Here is an 18109-nt window from a genome sequence, read left to right as displayed (position 1 = left end):
TAATTATTGTTGACCAAATATTTCACCAAATTTTGCTTTATCTTCTTCACGAGATTGATATAGCTCAGATATGTCTGCGTTCAGCACGTTCAACTCATCAATCGTTTTTAATCCCTCTGGAGCATTAACGTCTTGGCGAATCGGTGTATATCCAAGTTCAGCTGCTAATTTTTGTCCTTCTTCTGATAAAACAAAATCTACGAAAGCTTTAGCTGCTTCTTCATTTTTTGTATCCTTCATAATACCGATCGGTTCAGTGATGACAGGAACGCCTTCTTTCGGATAGATAAATTCGACAGGAGAACCTTCTTTTTTGGCACGTGCAGCGAGATAATCAACAACGATTCCGTATTGCTTTTCCCCTGAAGCAACCGATTTTAATACACCGCCATTCCCTTTCGTAACAGCCATTCCATTTTCTTTTAAGCGCTTGAAGAAATCCCATCCTAAATCGTTTTGTCTTGTAAACACTCCAAGATTGTATGCAGCTGCTCCTGAATAAAACGGGCTTGGCATAATCGCTTTTCCTTTTGCATCGCTTTCCGTCAATACATTCCAGCTATCGGGTATGTTTTTCACACTATTCGTGTTCACTGCAAGAACAGTTGCCATCACTTTTGTGCCTGTGTACATGCCGTCGCTGTCAATAAACTGATCCGGAATTTGTTCTGCTTCTTTTGATTTGTAAGAGAGTAAAAGATCGTCATTTTTTAAGCTTTCAAACGTTACAGCGTCTGCAACAAGCAAAACATCTGCTTGAATGTTTCCAGCTTCTTTTTCAGCTTGTAATTTGGCAATTACTTCTTCCGTTCCCGACCGGAAAGTATTGACTTTTACTTCAGGATATTTTTCATTAAAAGCTGTCACTAATCTTTGAGCATCTTCATCAGGCTGTGAAGTATAGAAATTAAGTTCCCCTGAGACTTCCTTCGTTTGTTCTGACTGTGTTTCTACATCATTGCTTGATGAGGCATTATTGCTGCTCCCACAGGCAGCTAAGACAAAAAGTAATGTGAATATAATGAAAGCGGACAACCATTTACGCATTGGAATGTTCCTCCTTACCCTCTTTTAAGAAATTTAAAGAGCATTTTCGAAACCAGCGTTCAATCTGTTCCATTTTCCGTTTGTGATGAACGGGAAACTCCACAGGTGAAACAGTGATATAACCTTCCTTTAGCTTTAAATAATCACTGTTTTCGTTAAGGTTTACTAATTGGTTTAATTCATCCTTTAACCAAAAATATACTTGACCGTGCGGATCGTTAAGCCCTACGTACCGATAACGGGAAACTGTTAAATCTAAAGGAACTACCTCAACACCTTTACAAAGATAAACCGGAATATTCGGTAAATTAACGTTTAAAAAAACTCCTTTAGGAATTCGGTTTTGCAAAATAATTTCAACCGCTTTATACAAAAGCTGTTTGATTTTTAAATAATTTACCTTTGTTTCATCAAATTCGTTCAACGATACTGATACGGCTGGAACATTGTAAAGAGATGCCTCAACCGCACCTGCCAATGTACCAGAATAATATAAATCCCTTCCTAGATTCGGACCAAGATTAATACCTGAAAACAATATATCTGGCGGAGTCTTTAGCAGCACTTCCATCCCAAGTTTGACACAATCGGCCGGAGTACCGTTTACGGCCCATGCCCCTTTCGTTCCAGAGAATATTTCCACAGGTTTTACTTTTAATGGTGTTCGCAAGGTAATGGAATGGCCGACTGCGCTTCGCTCTTGGTCAGGACAAACGACATAAACTTCACCAAAATGCTGAAGAACTTCTACAAGTGCTTCGACTCCTGGCGCAAAAATTCCGTCATCGTTTGTAACTAAAATTCTCAACGGACGACCTCCTTCAAGCGATTTCCGTTCCGTTTTATATACAGTACATTTTTCTTTAACACCATCAAATCTTTTGAAGCATCAAACCCTTCAATAATTACTGGAATATTCTCGATAGTTAAAAATTTGTTTAATATTTCTTCTCCGATATCACCGTCACCTAACGGTAAATGAAGAATTTCTTTTGTTGCATCACTAATATGAATTTTGTTTACCTCCGGCATTTCATTCCAGATAGAAAAAATGTCTGCGTGTAATGGAATGTGGGCGACATCAAATGTCGTTTGAATTTGCGGGAAAAAAGGTACAATCACTTTTTTTACGGCGGCTGGTTTAATAATAAACTCTTTCGCCTTCCATTCCATCATTTCTAACGATAACGTGAGTCCTTCTTGTCTAGCTTTTCGATCAAGTTCTTCCATTGATTCGAACAAAAGCTCTTCATGGATAGAAACGTCTGAATCCGCAAGAGTCAGCTTTCCTAGATGAAATGTAATATTATCAGCTCCAATTTGTGAAGCCAGCTCAATAGATCGAATAATTTCATGAACGGACTGCTTGCGAATGCCATTATTTAGAGAGCTTAAGTTTAAATCCCAGCTTGCTGCGTGCATCGTCAGCTGCATATTTGTTTCTTCTTTGACCTGCCGGATTCGTTTAGGCATGCTTTCATATTTCCACACATGCTCTGCCCAAACCTCAACACCGACAAATTTTAACTCTTTTGCCAGCCTAATCACTTCCTCAACCGGAAATGCCCATGCAAGTGTAGAAGCAAAGCGTATATTCATCGAACTGATTTCCTTTCTTATTTTTTAATGAAATGGAGAGATTCATTTTTACATTGCCGATTAGAGAAAGATTTCGTGAGTTAAGCCCATGAAAATCACTTCCTCCTGAATCAACAATTGATTCTGACAAGCAATTGGAATATGTATATCCACTTCCTTTTCATCTATCTTAAGTTTAGAAAAGATTTGTTAAGGAACACTTAAAGGCGGTTTGAACTTTTGTAAACATTCTGTAAATGAAAAAATAAAAATAAGAAATGAAAAAGCGGCTTCAAATCGTAATTATGCATCATTCCCAACTTAGAATGTAAATTGTTTGTAAATTTTTTACGATTTATTCATATTCTTTGCTAAATACACTCTTTTTTGTTTAGATATCACATGTGTTGTCATATTATAAAAATCATTGCGGACGTGATATTTTCCGAGTTTACTAGCAGTTTCCCACACAGATGAAAAAATTCAGTTTGTTTTTCCAAATGAGATTGATCCCGGAAATAATCGCAAAATATTTTATATGCCCCCTTTGGAGGACGCTAAAGGACATTTCGTTCAATGCGAAAATCCTTGCCGACAGTGGAATCTAAAAATTCTCTGCCTCTTCGGTTGTAGTACTTGAACTTAGCCTTCAATGCTGAATTCGCTGCTGATACAGCTTTAAAAAAGACAATGAAAAAACGCTCAACACAAAATTTGACAGGCTCTGTTTGAGCGTGATATAGTTTGTTTTGAAAATACAGAAAATTATTTAAATAATTAAAATTGTAAGCGCTTAAATGGGGTGAAGATATGACAAGACAAGCAGTAAAGGATGCTTTCAAGGAAACTCTTGACAAGGTGTTGGATACCGCTGTAGGCAGGGCTGGAGGAGCCCCTGGTGTAGTTGCAATGGTAACTGACCGGGACGGAAACATCTATGAGGGGGCAGCCGGTGTACGCGATCTTGGAAAGAAAACACCGATGACCACCGATACAGTGTTCGCTCTTTTTTCGACCACGAAGGCCATCACCGGTACGGCATTGATGAAATTGGTCGAGGAAGGAAAAGTCAGTCTCGACGATCCGGTCAAGAAGTATGTACCTGAGATTGCCGAGATTCCAGTTCTCGAAGGGTTTGACAAAAACGGGCAGCCAAAACTAAGGGAAGCAAAAACCGACGTTACGATCAACATGTTGATGCTTCACACTGCCGGCTTCGGCTACGAGTTCTTCAGTCATGAAGATCGAAAATACCGTGAAGCAAAGGGAGTACCTTCCATTCTCACTAGTACATTTGACTCTGTAAAGAGCGTGCTTCTATTCGAGCCAGGTGAACGCTGGAACTATGGCGTCAACATCGACTGGGTTGGTAAAGTTGTTGAAGCCGTATCCGGTAAACGACTGGGCGAAGTGATGGCAGAGCGTATTTTTGCCCCACTCGGCATGTTCGACATCGGTTTCACGTTATCACCTTCGATGATGGAACGCCGCGCAACCATCCACAGCCGCAGTCAGGATGGTCAACTCACACCAAAACCTGAGCTTATTCTCCCGCAATCTCCAGAAATGGATATGGGAGGACATGGTTTGTATGCGAGCATTGGCGAATACACGAAGTTTATCCGAATGATTCTGAATGACGGTGCGGGTGTACTCAAACCAGAAACAGTCGCGCAAATGTCTCAAAACGGACTTGGGGAATTGAAGAGCGGCGGATGGATTTCGTCCGATCCAACGCTGGCTAATGACGGCGAGTTCTACCCCGGCGTACAAAAGTCGTGGTCTTATACATTCCAGGTAAACGATGAACCTACCCCTACAGGTCGTCCAGCAGGCCAATTGATGTGGTCGGGATTGGCGGATATTGGGCTACGCAAATATTTCCGTTCCAAGATGTGGGTTCATACTTAGGCTTCCTCGAATTCGAGTCAGCAGTCTATAGTACGTTGAAACGGTTCGGTCAGATTACGACTTGATCTAGGGAATGGAGACTATACAGATGACTCCCCCGCTTACTCCGTATCATGTCACAAAGTGCGGATGGATGATCATCTAAAGTATTTTCTTTCTAACATACACTTCAGCGGCGGAAGCCATAGCTTAAGAGCTTGTTAGAAATATATTCGATAGCGCTTTCTTTAAGAATCCTTTTATGCACTACATTTATCAATATCAATCATTGAATATCGGAGATTTTCCGGGCCAATCTTTTTGCCTATCCAGCAAACTGAAACAAATTTTTAAGGGGCTTTCTAATAAGTCGATTTTCCGGCTTATAGACGCCCCTTTAATGTTTTAGAAACGTTGATATATCAACGCTTATGATGCTTCGATTTCAGTGGATTTTGACTTGCTGGACAGCCCCTGTTTGTGCTTCGAACAGCCTTTATTGTCTTTTACATTATGGCTGCGGCGAAATCTGTCAGAAATGTATATTTCTATCAAAATCGCGAATTAGACTTCAATATATTAGATGAATGAAAATTTGTGAGCGTCATAAGATACAGTCTTTACAACTTTCGTTAGAAATTTAACCTTGGAACCACCATATCGTAACAATAGTTAGAAATAAAAGATATATGAATGATATAATTCGAAAGAGCCTTTTTTTATTTTTAAACGGCGGCTTCCACATTATGACGATAATGGCAGGAGCAAACAGAGTGATTAAAATGAGTTTTATCTCAATAAATGCTATACATAAAGCTAATAATATGGAAACGTAAAAAACGGGTATAAACCATGTGCTTTTTTCATTTTCTTCATCATCTGACCCATTATTCGAATCATTCAGTAATTTTTCTAAGTTTAGTTTTTCCCATAGCATATGCTTTACACCTCCTCATGAAAGTTGGGCCATTAAATATGGAGTGATCTTAGCCTCTACAACTGCAGCGATAAATGTCAAAATGATCATTAGAAAAAAGAATGTAAAGATGTCCTTTAAAAAAACGGAATTTGATTCTCCCCTAATTTTGGCAATGACCGCATCAATCAGTTTAAACCCAATAGAACCCGCAATAATCATAGCAGGAATCTCAAATATACCATGTGGAACTAGGGCTGTTACAATATAAATTAGATCGTTCCCATGTTGAAGACTGTGCATGATAGATACACCAACTAAAAAACCATTGACTAGTAATAAAGCAGCAGTAAAAATTCCAAACGTAAATATAGTAAAGCTTATGAAAACATCCGCAAGTACGTTATGTATAAAATAATCAAATATAGTACGCCCAACATTTGGTTCCTGTCTTTCTACAGGTAAGATATTGCTAAAAAAAGTACCCATGATAATTCCAATCACGTATATTATAAACGCTACTGATAAAACCCGCTTATTTCGCAGTAGAACGTTTTTCATTTAACCAATCTCTTCCATATCGTTAATAATCATATTTTCGAAATTTATTATGTTTTTCATGTTCGTGTATTCCTTTAATATTTCCCCATTGATTAAAACTCCTACACGATCGCATAGATTTTGAGCAACATGCACTAAATGAGTAGACATGAAAATAATTTTTCCACTATCTGCGTATTCCCTTAAAAACTTTTTCATAAACATTGTTGTCGGAGGATCAAATGAGCTTAGCGGCTCATCTAGTAAAAGCACATCCGGTTCATGAATGATAGCACCGGCAACAGACAGCTTATGCTTCATACCAAAGGAAAGAGTTGAAATCATTTCATTTTCCTTATCTTTTAGTGAAAAATTTTTTAACAACATTTGAATACGGTCAGTTTTTTGCGAATCGGGTACTTGCTGCAGGTCAGCTATAAAATCTAAATATTCCTTTGGAGTAAGATAATTATAAATAAAAGGTGTGTCCGGCACATAACCTATATATTGTAAAAATTCAGATCGATCATCATCAATTGTCTTACCGTCAATAAATATTTTTCCAGAGTCTGGAGTGACCAATCCGATTATACATTTAAGCAAAGTGGACTTCCCAGCACCGTTTGGCCCTAATAATCCATATATTTCTCCTCTTTTTAATGTAATATTAATTGATTTTAATACATCATACTCCTTATACCTTTTCGAAACATCTTTTATAATCATCTGCTCATCTCCCAATGAGAAATACCGACTCGTTTAATCCAAAAGTAAAAGAATATAAAAAAGCTTATGAATAGCAAGAAAGAACCTAAGATTGCCAACACATTAAAAAGAATGCTGCTGATGTAGTTTTTCCAGTAAAGAACCCCCAACAGCCCATATATTTCCAAATTTAATATTAAAACAATTCCAAGAATCGTGTGTTCAAAAACAGAAGCTTTAACGGAAGAGCCAATATCTTCAATATGTTCCCAATCCAGACGCGGATACAAAAACGTTCCAATAATTTGAGCACTGCTGATGATAATAGCGGTAGTATTTACAAGGACAAATATCATAATGACAGTACTTAGTTTCAGATGAAAAAACGATACAACACATATAAATAAAACGTTCATGACGATCAAAATAGGAATAACATGTAAAATCGCCTTGCTTACGATTAACTGGTTCAAAGAAGAGCCTGACCCTTTATATAAAAACAAGTTCTCCCTTTCAGCATCAGCTGATGTAATCCCTAATAATCCGTCTCCTAAAAACGAGACATTTAATGAAACTGCAAAGATGATCGGATATATTACGAAAAAAGCCGGGAATTCAAACCAATTTTGCATCATTCCTAATCCGAGCAATAAACCGATTTCGGAAGCCAGCATATAGATAGATAAATAAAACCTCTTTTTTATTAAAAATTTCGCTCGAGTGAAAGCGATGAAATCCTTTTTCATAATCGCCAAAACTTTCCTTGATAAAAGCTTTTTTAGTTTTCTATCAATAAAGTTATGAAAAGATCTGTTTTTTATTATGTTGACATTTGTTTTTTCATTGGAAAGCTGCGACATATCTTTTACGTCTAAATATTTATTTACAATAAGAAACGAAATATAAATTAGAATGATTCCAATAATTAACAACAACGATTGATAATAGAGAAAGTATTCTACTTCCATTAGTGTATTAAATAACCAATTAGTAGGCAGCACATAACCAGTCAAAATCACATCAAGATTGAATCTAGAAATAGAATGAACGATTGATTCTATATAGTTTTCCTCATAAAAGTAGCTAAAGCCTAACCAGCCAAATACAATCGTAGACAGAAATGATAAAAGCATAACAAAAACGAAAGAAAGTACACTTTTCACAGCTGACTGAAAAACAACATGCAAAAACTTTGAATATATTATGTATAATCCTGAAGAATAAAAACTGATGACCCCAATTAAAAAAAGAACATAAAATGGAAACGATACAAATAACAATAGCCTAGAAGTTATTGATTCTTCTACAAAATTTAAAACGTAGAACAGGATTGGATATAAAAAGAAAAGAGTCGAAAACAGTGACTTGAAAATGATTTGCGTAAAAAATTTTACCAATAATATATCTTTTGGATCTGTTTTCACGGAGTATAGTAAGAGAAAATCTTCCGGATAAACAAACCTTTGAAAAATATCATGAGAAGAACGAAGATTGTTGATTAAATTCCATAATACTAGCAAATTGACTAACAAAACAGCTGCTTGAGAAAAATAAGGAATGATTAGTTCTACTAAATGATATAGGATAAAATTGTATACTCCAAAAATGAAAACAAATAAAACTAGTAATATTTTTTGATTCAATAAATTTTCCCCAAACGGAAAGAAAAAAAGAAATCTATTGACATAGCGTCTAAAATTTAACTTGAAATTCGAATAAAATAGATTAGACTTTAACATACTGCCCCCTGAATTTAAAATCTAGGGCGATGGCAAAAACTTATTTCGCCATCACTCGATTTTTTTAATTTGCCATTTCGAGCCCATTCTTTATCTAGATTGAATATATCATAAATAATAGAAAAAATTCCATATTCTGATAAATTTTATTTTAGGGGAAATGCCCGCGCTTTTTTAATAAGCGTCCATTTTACAGAGATGATTTGACGATTACATGAGAGAGTTACAAAAAGTGAACTTGAGCAGGTTGCCTTTTGCCGTTGAAGTAGCTTCAAGCGCTGAAAGATGAGGGGGAATAGATTGACAGAGCTTCTCTTTAACATGAGATTCTTTTACCAGTAATTTTGTTGAAGCCCTTACAGAAAATCATAATTGAAGGATGAACGCAAAACGGAATGTTTAATAAGTTGTCAGTTTCTGTATTCTATCTTCCAAACCGAAAAGACGAAAGCCTACTGATAGGGAAAAGAGTAAAAATTGTCAAAAAAGCCGCAGTTATTGTTCTCATTGCTGAGGGAGCTCTTGCACGCTGCAATTTGGCAGGAAAAATGAAAAAGGAGAAAAGAAATTGAATAAAGGACTTTTTTATATGTAAGTCCTTTATCCGTTCAAAATGATAATAATCGGAAGACAAAAGGCTGCAAATTGTTGTTAAAATAATCGACGAAGTAAAGAATCAATTTAATATTCATCTGTTTCCCACTGTTAATGACGGAACATATTTTTTACACACTACAATTATTGAAAAGAGAAGCGTTTTTTGCGCGAATTATATTCCTAACTTGGCTCCAAAAAAATGAAAGTTGAGAGCTTCTTACATTTACGATAATGTTTTCTTACTTTCACATAGCTTTTGATAGCGTTCGAGAAGTTTTTCATATCGAACCATTCCGGCATCTTTGCTGCCTAGTTCAAAATTTCCATAAAAGCCGTGAAAATCAGATCCTCCTGTTTCGATCAGCTCGAATTGGTCCGCATAATATTTGACAAGTTCTTCGTCCTTAGGTCCATGCAAAGGGTGAACTGCTTCGATGCCTTCTAAGCCAATCTCAACCCACTCGGGGATTGCATCAAAATTGTTGAATTGTTTTGGATGGGCAAGTACCGGCAAACCGCCCGCCTCGCGGATGGCAACAATCGCATCTTCCACATCGACATACTGTATAGGTATGTGCGCTAATCCTTGTGGCTTTCCTTCCCCGCCTTTTGAAAAAAGCTTATCATATAGATCGCCATAGATTTTGTCAGCGTATCCTTTGTTTATTAAAGCATGCATAATATGCTGTTTGTATACCCCTGTGCCGTCTTTGCCGAATTGTTCTACTTCTTCCCATGAAATGTTAAAACCTGCTTTCATAATTCTTTTCGTCATTTCATATGATGCTAGGTGTCTCATCTTTAACAGCGGGCTGCACAGGTTTTCAATCGCTTCGTGATGCGGTTCCACAAAAAAGCCTAAAATATGGGCTCTCCGTTGTCTTTTATAGTCATAAGCCGAAATCTCGATCCCTGGAATAATGGTTACTCCGAGCTGCTCTCCTATATATTTCGCTTCCTTTAATCCTTTTGTCGTATCATGGTCCGTAATTGCCAAATGGGTGATTCCTTTTTCTTTCGCAAGAGAAATCAATTCAAATAGACTCATTGAGCCATCTGATATATTTGAATGACAATGTAAATCAATCATTACGGTCAACACCTGCTTTCACTGTTTTTATAAAATAATTAATGAGTTTCACGCAAATTTACCTTCATTCTTGTCGAAACAAATTCGAAAATGATCGCTAAAACAAGAATGAAGTAAGTAATCATTCCGATTTCCCTTAAATCAAAATAAAATCCGCTCGCCATAAACAAATCAAATCCGATCCCGCCTGCTCCTGCGGCAGCCCCCATCGCAACGGCAACGGAAAAGTTAATCTCAAATCTCATAAACGTCCAAGAAATTAAATACGTCATTGACGAGGGGATTACCGTCTGAAACACAATTTGCCACCAATTGGCCCCGCAGCCCTTTAATGCTTCGATCACACCTTCATCCAACTCTTCGAACGATTCAGAATATGCTTTAATCAAATAGCCAATGGAGTGAAACGTCATGCCAATAACAGCTGCAACACTTCCTAGACCAGCAGCGACGGAAAAAATCAGCACCCACAAAACAGTAGGAACGGCGCGAATAAATGCAACAAATGCTTTAATGGTATTGGAAACAACTTTATTTGATAAATTTTGCGCTGCGAACAGCCCTAGAAAAAGTGCAATAACAGCTCCGAACACTGTCGTCAAAAAAGCAAGCCCCAAAGTTATCAACACTTGATAGATTGCTTCTGTTATAGTTAATCGCGAAAAGCTTGCTTCGAAAAACATTGTTTTAAAATTCGCAAACGTTTCTTTTAATCCAGACATGAAATTTGTATCGCCATAATCAAACACGGTAAAGCCATAAACAGTAATAACGAATAATGCTGTCAATGTCAGCCGGATGGCAATTGCCTGCTTCGTCAACGGTTTCACTTTTATTTTCGAAGAATGCGTTAATTTTCCGCTGTCTTTCAGAGTGCTTCCAGTTTTCATCAACCATTCATTATTCATATCATCACCCTTTCTTCCTTAAATTTTCATTCATCGTTATAAAATGACCCTTCTTATCAAATTCGAAAGATATTCAATGACAAATACCGTCAGTACGATAGTCATGACAACCAAACTCGCTGCACTATAATTGGAGCTTTTATAATACAAGTCAAAAGAAAAACCAATTCCTGTACCGGTTAAAATTCCAACTAAAGTCGCGCTGCGAATATTCGTTTCAATTTCAAATAATACCCAACTGATCATCTGGGGAAGGCTGGATGGAATGACCGACTGGAAGATGATCGGAAAAAATTGGGCGCCGGTTGCACGCAATGCTTCAACGGAACTATTGCTAACTTCATCGATCGTTTCTATAAATGCTCGCGTTAAAAAACCAAAGGAGGCGAAGAACAAAGCAAAAAATCCGGTAATGGAGCTTTGTCCAAAAGAAAAGAGCAGAATCAATGCCCATGCAGCTACCGGAATATTACGAGAAACAGTTGCAATTCCTCTGCTTATTGCACTTAATAAACCATTCACTTTCGTCGTCTTCGAACCACATATTGCGAAAAAAGTAGCAAAAATAGCTGCAGATGTCGTGGAAGCGACTGATATTAAAACTGTTTCTTGTAATTTACTTAAAATATCCGGAAGCTTTTCCATCGCTTTTGCATCAGGAAAAAAATTTGTCACTCCCCACTCTACTGCCTTTGCGACAGAGGTGAGTCCTTTCACAAGCTGAAAATCTGTTATAAACATAGAAAGATACGTTAACACAATCAACAATAAAAAAAATAAGGAGAAGCTTCTTCTTCTTTTTACAAAGATATCTGCTTGCATGATCTTCACCTACATTAAAGAATCAGATTCTTTACTTCAGACCCATAAATATTGCGAACAATATCTTCTGTTATTTGTTTCGGCGAGCCATCGTACACTTTCTTTCCTTTATTAATACCGATAATTCGATCAGAGTATTTCAAAGCGACATCGACTTGGTGCAGGTTGACAATACAAGTAATTCCGAGTGTAGAAGAAATATTTTTTAAATGATCCATAATGATTTTGGCTGAGTTTGGATCTAAGGAGGCAATCGGCTCATCACACAATAGCATTCTCGGATTTTGAATTAAGGCTCTGGCAATTCCGACGCGCTGTTTTTGTCCTCCGCTTAGCTGATCACACCGTTTATACACTTGATCCTCCAGCCCCAATAATCCGAGAATATGAACTGCCTGTCTTTTCTCCTCCTCGCTGTAAAAGCCGAATGCTCCTGCCAAAGTTGACTTATAGCCAAGCCTTCCGTGGAGCACGTTTTCAATGACACTTAATCTAGTGACAAGATTGTAATGTTGAAAGACCATTCCAATGGTTGCTCTTACTTTTCTTAAGCTCTTTTTGCCAAGCTTTAAAATGTCGACACCATCAAATATGATTTCACCGCTAGACGCTTCGATCATGCGGTTAATGCACCGGAGGAGGGTTGATTTCCCCGCCCCCGATGGACCAATAATCGAAACGAATTCCCCTTCTTTTACAGAAAAGTTCATGTCTTGAAGTGCCATTGTATTGGTTCCATAACGTTTTGACACGTTATTTAATGTTAAAATGGCTGTCATCGTTTATCCCTCACCAAATCCTTATTTAGACAATTCTCTGATCGGATCAAACCAAGAATCCTCTACTTCAACGAAACGCTCATTAGCTTTTTTCGTAAACAAACCGCTAAAATCAGAATCCTCCGGCACGAAAATCTTCGTATTGTTGGCTACTTCATCAGAAACAAAAGCTTCCACAAGCTTTTTGCGATCTTCTTCAGATACGGTTTCCGTATTGACAACAAACGGAGCATTCAATACCGGTGTGACTGAAATTAAGACAAATTCCTTTCCAGGCACAGTATGAAACGGCTCAGCAGCATCTTTTTTGACTTTATATACCGCTCCCGGTTTATTTTGCTCACCGTCAACTAATTCAATATAGTTGTTCACACATGTGTCGCAAAATGCTGCTACATCTACTTTTCCAGACAGTAAGTTAACCGCAGACCCTTGATGAGAGCCTCCATATTGCACTTCGCTGAAAAACTTGCCCTCGCCGCCTTCTAATAAATCTTCAGCAGTTAAATCTTTGTACTCTTCCTTTTGGCTAAAGTACGAAACGATTTCGGTCGATGGAACTTTAAAGCCTGATGTGGAGCTGTTAGACACAAATGAAAATTTCTTTCCAGCTATATTATCAATGGAAAACCCGGAGCCGCTTTTGTACTCGTCTTCATCCCCTTTATTTACGGCAAGCCAGCTGTAGTACATGGCATCATCAAGTGTGCCGGATTCACCGCTCGGAACGACGAGAGGAAGCACTTTTTCATTTTTGTCATGAGCCTCTATGTATCCCTGTGCACCCATAAACGCTAAATCAGCATTTCCGTTTGCAATCGCCTCAATGGCAATAATGTAATCAGTTGTCGTCTTATGCTCGACTTTCTTTCCAGTTGCTTCTTCAATCAACTTAGCGATTTCGTCACGTGCCGCTTTCAAATCTTCGCCGGATTCATTCGGGTACCATGCAATTGTAAGCGTATCGTCGCCGCTTTTTTGAGCGGAATCGCTTTCTGTTCCTGCTGATGATGAACAACCTGATAAAAAGATGACCAAGATGAAAGCGATGCTCATAAACCTCAACATTTTTTTCATATTCATTACCCCTTTTCCTTTCAAATAGATTATTTTTCCATTTATAATTGAATATAAAGGATGAATGTAAAGGAACTGTTAATTCATATTGTTGAATTACTAAATAATTTTTAATGTTTTGTAAAGGGATTTTTTTCAGAATACTTGATGATTTCCCCGTCCAGCATTCGGTATTCTACATCACATAAGTTTTGCATGAACAACATATCATGAAAAATTCCCAGCATTGTTGTCCCTTCGCGAACGAGCTGTTCCATCAATACTCTTACTTTTTCCTTCGATTCATCATCTAAACTTGCCGTCGGTTCATCCAATAAAAGTAGTCTCGGACGCTTTACCATTGCTCTAGCGATGTTCAACCGCAGTTTTTCACCTCCGGAAAAAGTAGCAACATAACTATCCCAAAGCTGAGGATCCAGTTCAAAATGCGTCAATATTTTTTCTGTTTCTTCCTCCGCATACTTATCGTTATGCCCCATTTCTAATATCGCTTGTTTTACTATTTCCCTGGCCGTTATACGCGGCAAAGCATTCAAAAACTGTGATACGTATCCGATCTCATGCTTTCGTAAATAAATCATTTCTCTTTCCGTTGCTTCTCGCAAATTGATTAGGCCAAACTTTTTTGAGTTGTACCAGATGTCTCCACTTTCAGGCAAATACGTGCGGTAGATGCATTTTAAAATGGTTGATTTTCCGCTGCCGCTTTTACCAGTAATGCCGACAAATTCTCCTTCTTTTACAACAAAGCTAATCTTGTTAATTGCGTGGATTTCCTTGTTTACGTTGTGCAATCGAAATGTTTTGGAAAGGCTCTCAACCGTTAAAATGTTTTCCACTGAATTCCCTTCTTCCCTCATACTTATCTAGAAATGTTTCAATATGTTGAGACAAGTCGTCGATTCGTTCTTTCAACGTTTCATACGACCAATCCCACCACTTGATTCGTTCCAATCGTTTAACCGTTTGCTCATCAAATCGGCGCCTTAGCGGTTTGGCTGGTATTCCAGCAACGATTGTATAAGGCTCCACATCCTTTGTCACAATAGCTCCGCTGCCGACTACTGCACCATTGCCGATTTTTACACCAGGCATGATGATGGCCCCATGTCCAATCCAAGTGTCATGCCCGATATAGGTGATTTGTTGTTTGCGCCATGATAAAAACGTTTCATCGTCATGAGTATCGACTCCATACATTCTTCTCCGATACGTAATATGGTGCAAAGTAGGGCGATTCATTGGGTGAGCGGTTGGCCCGATTCGCACCATCGCAGCAATATTGGAAAATTTTCCGACTTCAACATTTTGCAGAATGCAAAACTGCCCTGTATAAGAAAAGTCTCCCATTTTTACATTTTCTAAATAATTGTGAGCTCCTATTTCTGTGTATTCACCTAATTCTGTATGAAACAACTGGCAATGTTCATGGATATAAGGTTTTTTTGACAGCTTTTTCTCGATCATAGAAACTCCCTTTCCATCATCTTTAAATTCTATAATTTGTTTTCAAGATTAAACGGCCGTCCACAAAACAAGACGTGATAACCGGAAAATCTAAGTCTATTTTTTCGATGATGACTATATCCGCTTTTTTTCCTTCCTTAATTGATCCAATTTGATCATCCAGTTTGACAGCTTTGGCCGGGTTAATCGTCACAAGCTTAAACATTTCGACTAGGTCGATATCGCTTTTTTCGCCCATTTTAAAAACAGCATGAAGCAGCGATGGAGGATAATAGTCACTACATAAAATATCGATACACCCGTGTTGAATGGCTTCTTGTGCAGATAAATTTCCGCTGTGGGACCCTCCCAAAAGAACGTTTGGAGCCCCGGCTACCGTCAGCATTCCCTTCTTTTTCGCATTTTTAGCAATTTCCAAGGTGATTGGAAATTCACTGATCGAAGCCCCAAAGCTTTGCACAAGCTCAAGTTTTTCCAACGTGTCATCGTCATGAGAAGCGATAGCAATACCTTTTTGTTGTGCCAGCGTTGCAATTTCCTTTATTCCCTCAAGTGTTAATTTTTCCTTATGCTGATGTTTTGTAATGACTCTATCAATCTCTTCATCACTGAGCTCTTGGTAGCCTTTTATCGTTTTTCTGTAAATTTCTAAATCTCTATATTGTCCTTGACCAGGGGTATGATCCATAAACGAAATTAAGTGCACCTTGCACTCAGCAATGTACGATTTTAAGTTTTCAACTTCTTCGATGCTGTCAATTTCAAACCGTGCATGGAACCGATGTCGTATTAAATGCTTTGTATGATGAGTTTGGTGGATCATTTCAATAAATTTCCGGACATTTTCCGGCTCACGGATCGGTTTATGTGAAAATTCCGAGCTTTTATAAATAGAAAGTGAATGAAACATTGTTGTAATCCCATGGGTGATTAATTCTTTTTCCGCTTCGCGTAGACTTAATTGAAAATTCATTAACGATGTCGGTCTTGGTGCTGCCATATGTTCAATATAGTCAGAATGAAGATCGATAAACCCAGGAGCGACATATCCGCCCGCCGCATCGATTACTTCCATTCCTTCCTTCCAAGCGATTTTCCCTTTGCCATCAATTTTGCTAATTTTATCTCCTTCAATAAGAAGATCGTAACCATCGAGAATGGTTTCTTCCGTTATAATTCTTCCGTTTGTTATGAGATACACGTTTTTTCCTCCATTCTCACAAGTCCAAAAAATTGATCATAATAATGAATGGACGAGCTGCTGTGTATAAGGATGCTGTGGATCTTCCAAAATTTGATCGGTCAACCCTTGCTCGATAATTTTTCCTTCCAGCATGACGAACGTTCTGTCTGCAAGCATTCTGATAACGCCTAAATCATGGGAAACAACGATCATGCTTATCTTCAGTTCCCTCTGTAAATTCCGTATCAAATCTAAAACATTAGCTTGAACGGACAAATCAAGACCGGTCGTTACTTCATCGAGAAGAAGAATCGGCGGATTATTCGACAATGCTTTGGCGATTTGAACTCTTTGCTGCATGCCCCCCGAAAATTTTTGGGGCTCCTCCTTCATCCTAAATAGCGGAATGTTTACCTCCTCAAGCAGCACTTGTCCTCTTAACACCATCTGTCCAACATTCCTGTTCCCTGCCGCAATTAATTTTTCAGCAATATTGCCGATGGAGGAAAAGTTCATGCGCAAGCCGAGAAGCGGATTTTGGTAAACTTTCCCCATCAGATGGTTGCGAATGTACCGTTTTTGTTGGGAGGACTCGTTTAATACGTTTTTTTTTCCATCATGATAAAATCGGATATACACTTCACCGCTTGTGGCCTCTTGATCAAAATATAGCTGTCTCATTAATGTTGATTTACCGCTGCCGCTTTCACCTACAATGCCTAATACTTCACCGGGATAGAGATCAAACGAAATATCACGGCAAGCATATACCGTACCGCAGACAGGGCAAAAGTTTTTCACCAAAACGGCGGAATCCGCCTTTCCGCATTGGCTGCATCCAGGTCCGAATTGTTTGTTTAACTTTTTGACCGATAATACTGGATTGCTTAAATCATCCATGTTGAACACCTCTTGATTCTGATTGCTCATTTAATCTTGATAAACAATAGCTTGTATCATTGCATTGGTAGTAGGTTTCACCTGTTTCCTCATTAAACAATTCATCCAAATATACTCCCGTAGCGCCGCACAGTCTGCAATGTTTATCTTCAAAGCTCTCCACTTCAAACGGATAATCGTCAAACGCAAGCGAAACAACTTTCGTGTATGGTGGTACAGCGTATATCTTCTTTTCACGACCGGCTCCAAGCAAAATTAATGCCTTTGAATAGTGCATTTTCGGATTATCAAACCTTGGTATAGGACTCGGCGCCATGACATACCGATTTTCCACCATCACAGGATGATCAAAATCCGAAGCCATATGCCCGTATTTCATGATTTGTTCAAAAAGCATCAGCCATGCGCCGCTGTATTCTTTCTCCGCATGAAGCCTTTTCGTATTATATTCGCTCGGTTCATAATCGCGCAGCGGTTCAGGCAGTGGTACTTGTAATACAAGTATCTGGCCTTCTGTAAGAGGAATTTCTGGAATTCGATGTCTTGATTGAATGATCGTTGCTTCTTGCGTCTCCTCCGTCGTTTTAATGCCCGCCGTTTTCATCACCAATTTTTTAATGTTTACCGCATTAACGGATTCATCAGAGCCTTGGTCGATTACTTTTAAAACATCATCTTTGCCAATGAGAGAAAGGGTTAATTGCAGTCCACCTGTTCCCCAGCCGCGTGCAATCGGCATTTCTCTTGATGCAAATGGAACTTGATAGCCCGGAATGGCAATTGCTTTTAATGTGGCTCTTCGAATTTCCCGTTTGGAACCTTCATCGAAAAAAGCAAAATTATAATGGATTTGCATGAATTCCTCTCCTTT

The 18109-nt window shown here is 38.3% G+C and carries 19 protein-coding genes; 2 read left to right on the top strand and 17 right to left on the bottom strand.

Going from position 1 to position 18109, the window contains the following annotated elements; all coding sequences use genetic code 11:
* Positions 1 to 3 precede the first annotated feature (3 nt).
* Genes NSR00_RS14340 through NSR00_RS14330 form a run of 3 tightly spaced genes read right to left on the bottom strand, consistent with a single transcriptional unit; the run spans position 4 to position 2646 of the window.
* Entirely contained in the window at positions 4 to 1047 is a 1044-nt protein-coding gene (locus NSR00_RS14340) for an ABC transporter substrate-binding protein (RefSeq protein WP_340789517.1), read from the bottom strand.
* On the bottom strand, positions 1040 to 1855 hold the full coding sequence (gene surE, locus NSR00_RS14335; protein ID WP_340789515.1) for a 5'/3'-nucleotidase SurE: 816 nt from the start codon (positions 1853 to 1855) through the stop codon (positions 1040 to 1042). The genes NSR00_RS14340 and surE overlap by 8 nt, the downstream gene beginning before the upstream one ends.
* Positions 1852 to 2646: a sugar phosphate isomerase/epimerase family protein gene (locus tag NSR00_RS14330; protein ID WP_340789513.1), complete on the bottom strand. Its 795-nt coding sequence runs from the start codon at positions 2644 to 2646 to the stop codon at positions 1852 to 1854. Before NSR00_RS14330 ends, surE begins: the two co-directional genes overlap by 4 nt.
* A 789-nt stretch (positions 2647 to 3435) precedes the next feature.
* Here NSR00_RS14330 and NSR00_RS14325 point away from each other — a divergent pair.
* On the top strand, positions 3436 to 4536 hold the full coding sequence (locus tag NSR00_RS14325; RefSeq protein ID WP_340789512.1) for a serine hydrolase domain-containing protein: 1101 nt from the start codon (positions 3436 to 3438) through the stop codon (positions 4534 to 4536).
* Positions 4537 to 5155: 619 nt separating this feature from the next.
* Here NSR00_RS14325 and NSR00_RS14320 read toward each other — a convergent pair.
* From NSR00_RS14320 to NSR00_RS14305, 4 genes are read right to left on the bottom strand one after another with little or no spacing between them, the layout of a single operon-like run.
* The gene (locus NSR00_RS14320) at positions 5156 to 5452 is read right to left on the bottom strand and encodes a hypothetical protein (RefSeq protein WP_063387903.1); all 297 of its coding nucleotides are present in this window, start codon (positions 5450 to 5452) and stop codon (positions 5156 to 5158) included.
* A gap of 15 nt (positions 5453 to 5467) precedes the next feature.
* The gene (locus tag NSR00_RS14315; protein WP_117017242.1) at positions 5468 to 5992 is read right to left on the bottom strand and encodes a stage II sporulation protein M; all 525 of its coding nucleotides are present in this window, start codon (positions 5990 to 5992) and stop codon (positions 5468 to 5470) included.
* A complete protein-coding gene (locus tag NSR00_RS14310; protein WP_063387905.1) occupies positions 5993 to 6697 on the bottom strand; it encodes an ABC transporter ATP-binding protein in 705 nt (234 codons plus the stop codon). It abuts the gene before it with no gap.
* Positions 6694 to 8319 (bottom strand): hypothetical protein, encoded by a 1626-nt coding sequence (locus tag NSR00_RS14305; protein ID WP_340789509.1) that lies wholly within the window; start codon positions 8317 to 8319, stop codon positions 6694 to 6696. The genes NSR00_RS14310 and NSR00_RS14305 overlap by 4 nt, the downstream gene beginning before the upstream one ends.
* A gap of 491 nt (positions 8320 to 8810) precedes the next feature.
* On the opposite strand from NSR00_RS14305, the gene NSR00_RS14300 reads away from it, so the two are divergent.
* Positions 8811 to 8987 carry a hypothetical protein gene (locus NSR00_RS14300; RefSeq protein ID WP_340789507.1) on the top strand — a complete coding sequence of 59 codons (177 nt, stop codon included), beginning with the start codon at positions 8811 to 8813 and terminating at the stop codon, positions 8985 to 8987.
* 248 nt (positions 8988 to 9235) lie between these two features.
* Here the strand turns inward: NSR00_RS14300 and NSR00_RS14295 are convergent, their stop codons facing one another.
* The 10 genes from NSR00_RS14295 to NSR00_RS14250 all read right to left on the bottom strand — a co-directional run bounded on the left by NSR00_RS14295 (position 9236) and on the right by NSR00_RS14250 (position 18094).
* The gene (locus NSR00_RS14295; RefSeq protein ID WP_340789505.1) at positions 9236 to 10102 is read right to left on the bottom strand and encodes a PHP domain-containing protein; all 867 of its coding nucleotides are present in this window, start codon (positions 10100 to 10102) and stop codon (positions 9236 to 9238) included.
* 38 nt (positions 10103 to 10140) lie between these two features.
* Positions 10141 to 10992 (bottom strand): PhnE/PtxC family ABC transporter permease, encoded by an 852-nt coding sequence (locus NSR00_RS14290; RefSeq protein WP_340789868.1) that lies wholly within the window; start codon positions 10990 to 10992, stop codon positions 10141 to 10143.
* Between the two features lie 54 nt (positions 10993 to 11046).
* Entirely contained in the window at positions 11047 to 11832 is a 786-nt protein-coding gene (locus NSR00_RS14285) for a PhnE/PtxC family ABC transporter permease (protein ID WP_340789503.1), read from the bottom strand.
* A gap of 14 nt (positions 11833 to 11846) precedes the next feature.
* The gene (gene phnC / locus NSR00_RS14280) at positions 11847 to 12611 is read right to left on the bottom strand and encodes a phosphonate ABC transporter ATP-binding protein (RefSeq protein ID WP_340789501.1); all 765 of its coding nucleotides are present in this window, start codon (positions 12609 to 12611) and stop codon (positions 11847 to 11849) included.
* 21 nt (positions 12612 to 12632) lie between these two features.
* On the bottom strand, positions 12633 to 13688 hold the full coding sequence (phnD, locus tag NSR00_RS14275; protein ID WP_339210919.1) for a phosphate/phosphite/phosphonate ABC transporter substrate-binding protein: 1056 nt from the start codon (positions 13686 to 13688) through the stop codon (positions 12633 to 12635).
* 110 nt (positions 13689 to 13798) lie between these two features.
* Entirely contained in the window at positions 13799 to 14527 is a 729-nt protein-coding gene (locus tag NSR00_RS14270; protein ID WP_340789498.1) for a phosphonate C-P lyase system protein PhnL, read from the bottom strand.
* Positions 14505 to 15155 (bottom strand): DapH/DapD/GlmU-related protein, encoded by a 651-nt coding sequence (locus NSR00_RS14265; RefSeq protein WP_340789496.1) that lies wholly within the window; start codon positions 15153 to 15155, stop codon positions 14505 to 14507. Before NSR00_RS14265 ends, NSR00_RS14270 begins: the two co-directional genes overlap by 23 nt.
* Before the next feature lie 22 nt (positions 15156 to 15177).
* Positions 15178 to 16356 carry a phosphonate metabolism protein PhnM gene (gene phnM / locus NSR00_RS14260; RefSeq protein WP_340789495.1) on the bottom strand — a complete coding sequence of 393 codons (1179 nt, stop codon included), beginning with the start codon at positions 16354 to 16356 and terminating at the stop codon, positions 15178 to 15180.
* A gap of 36 nt (positions 16357 to 16392) precedes the next feature.
* On the bottom strand, positions 16393 to 17238 hold the full coding sequence (locus NSR00_RS14255; protein ID WP_063387914.1) for an ATP-binding cassette domain-containing protein: 846 nt from the start codon (positions 17236 to 17238) through the stop codon (positions 16393 to 16395).
* Positions 17231 to 18094: an alpha-D-ribose 1-methylphosphonate 5-phosphate C-P-lyase PhnJ gene (locus NSR00_RS14250; protein ID WP_063387915.1), complete on the bottom strand. Its 864-nt coding sequence runs from the start codon at positions 18092 to 18094 to the stop codon at positions 17231 to 17233. The genes NSR00_RS14255 and NSR00_RS14250 overlap by 8 nt, the downstream gene beginning before the upstream one ends.
* Between the last annotated feature and the right edge of the window lie 15 nt (positions 18095 to 18109).

Origin of the sequence: Aeribacillus sp. FSL K6-8394, from assembly GCF_038008865.1 — a bacterium.
Lineage (GTDB): Bacteria > Bacillota > Bacilli > Bacillales > Aeribacillaceae > Aeribacillus > Aeribacillus composti.
This window is presented reverse-complemented; position numbering and strand designations above follow the sequence as displayed.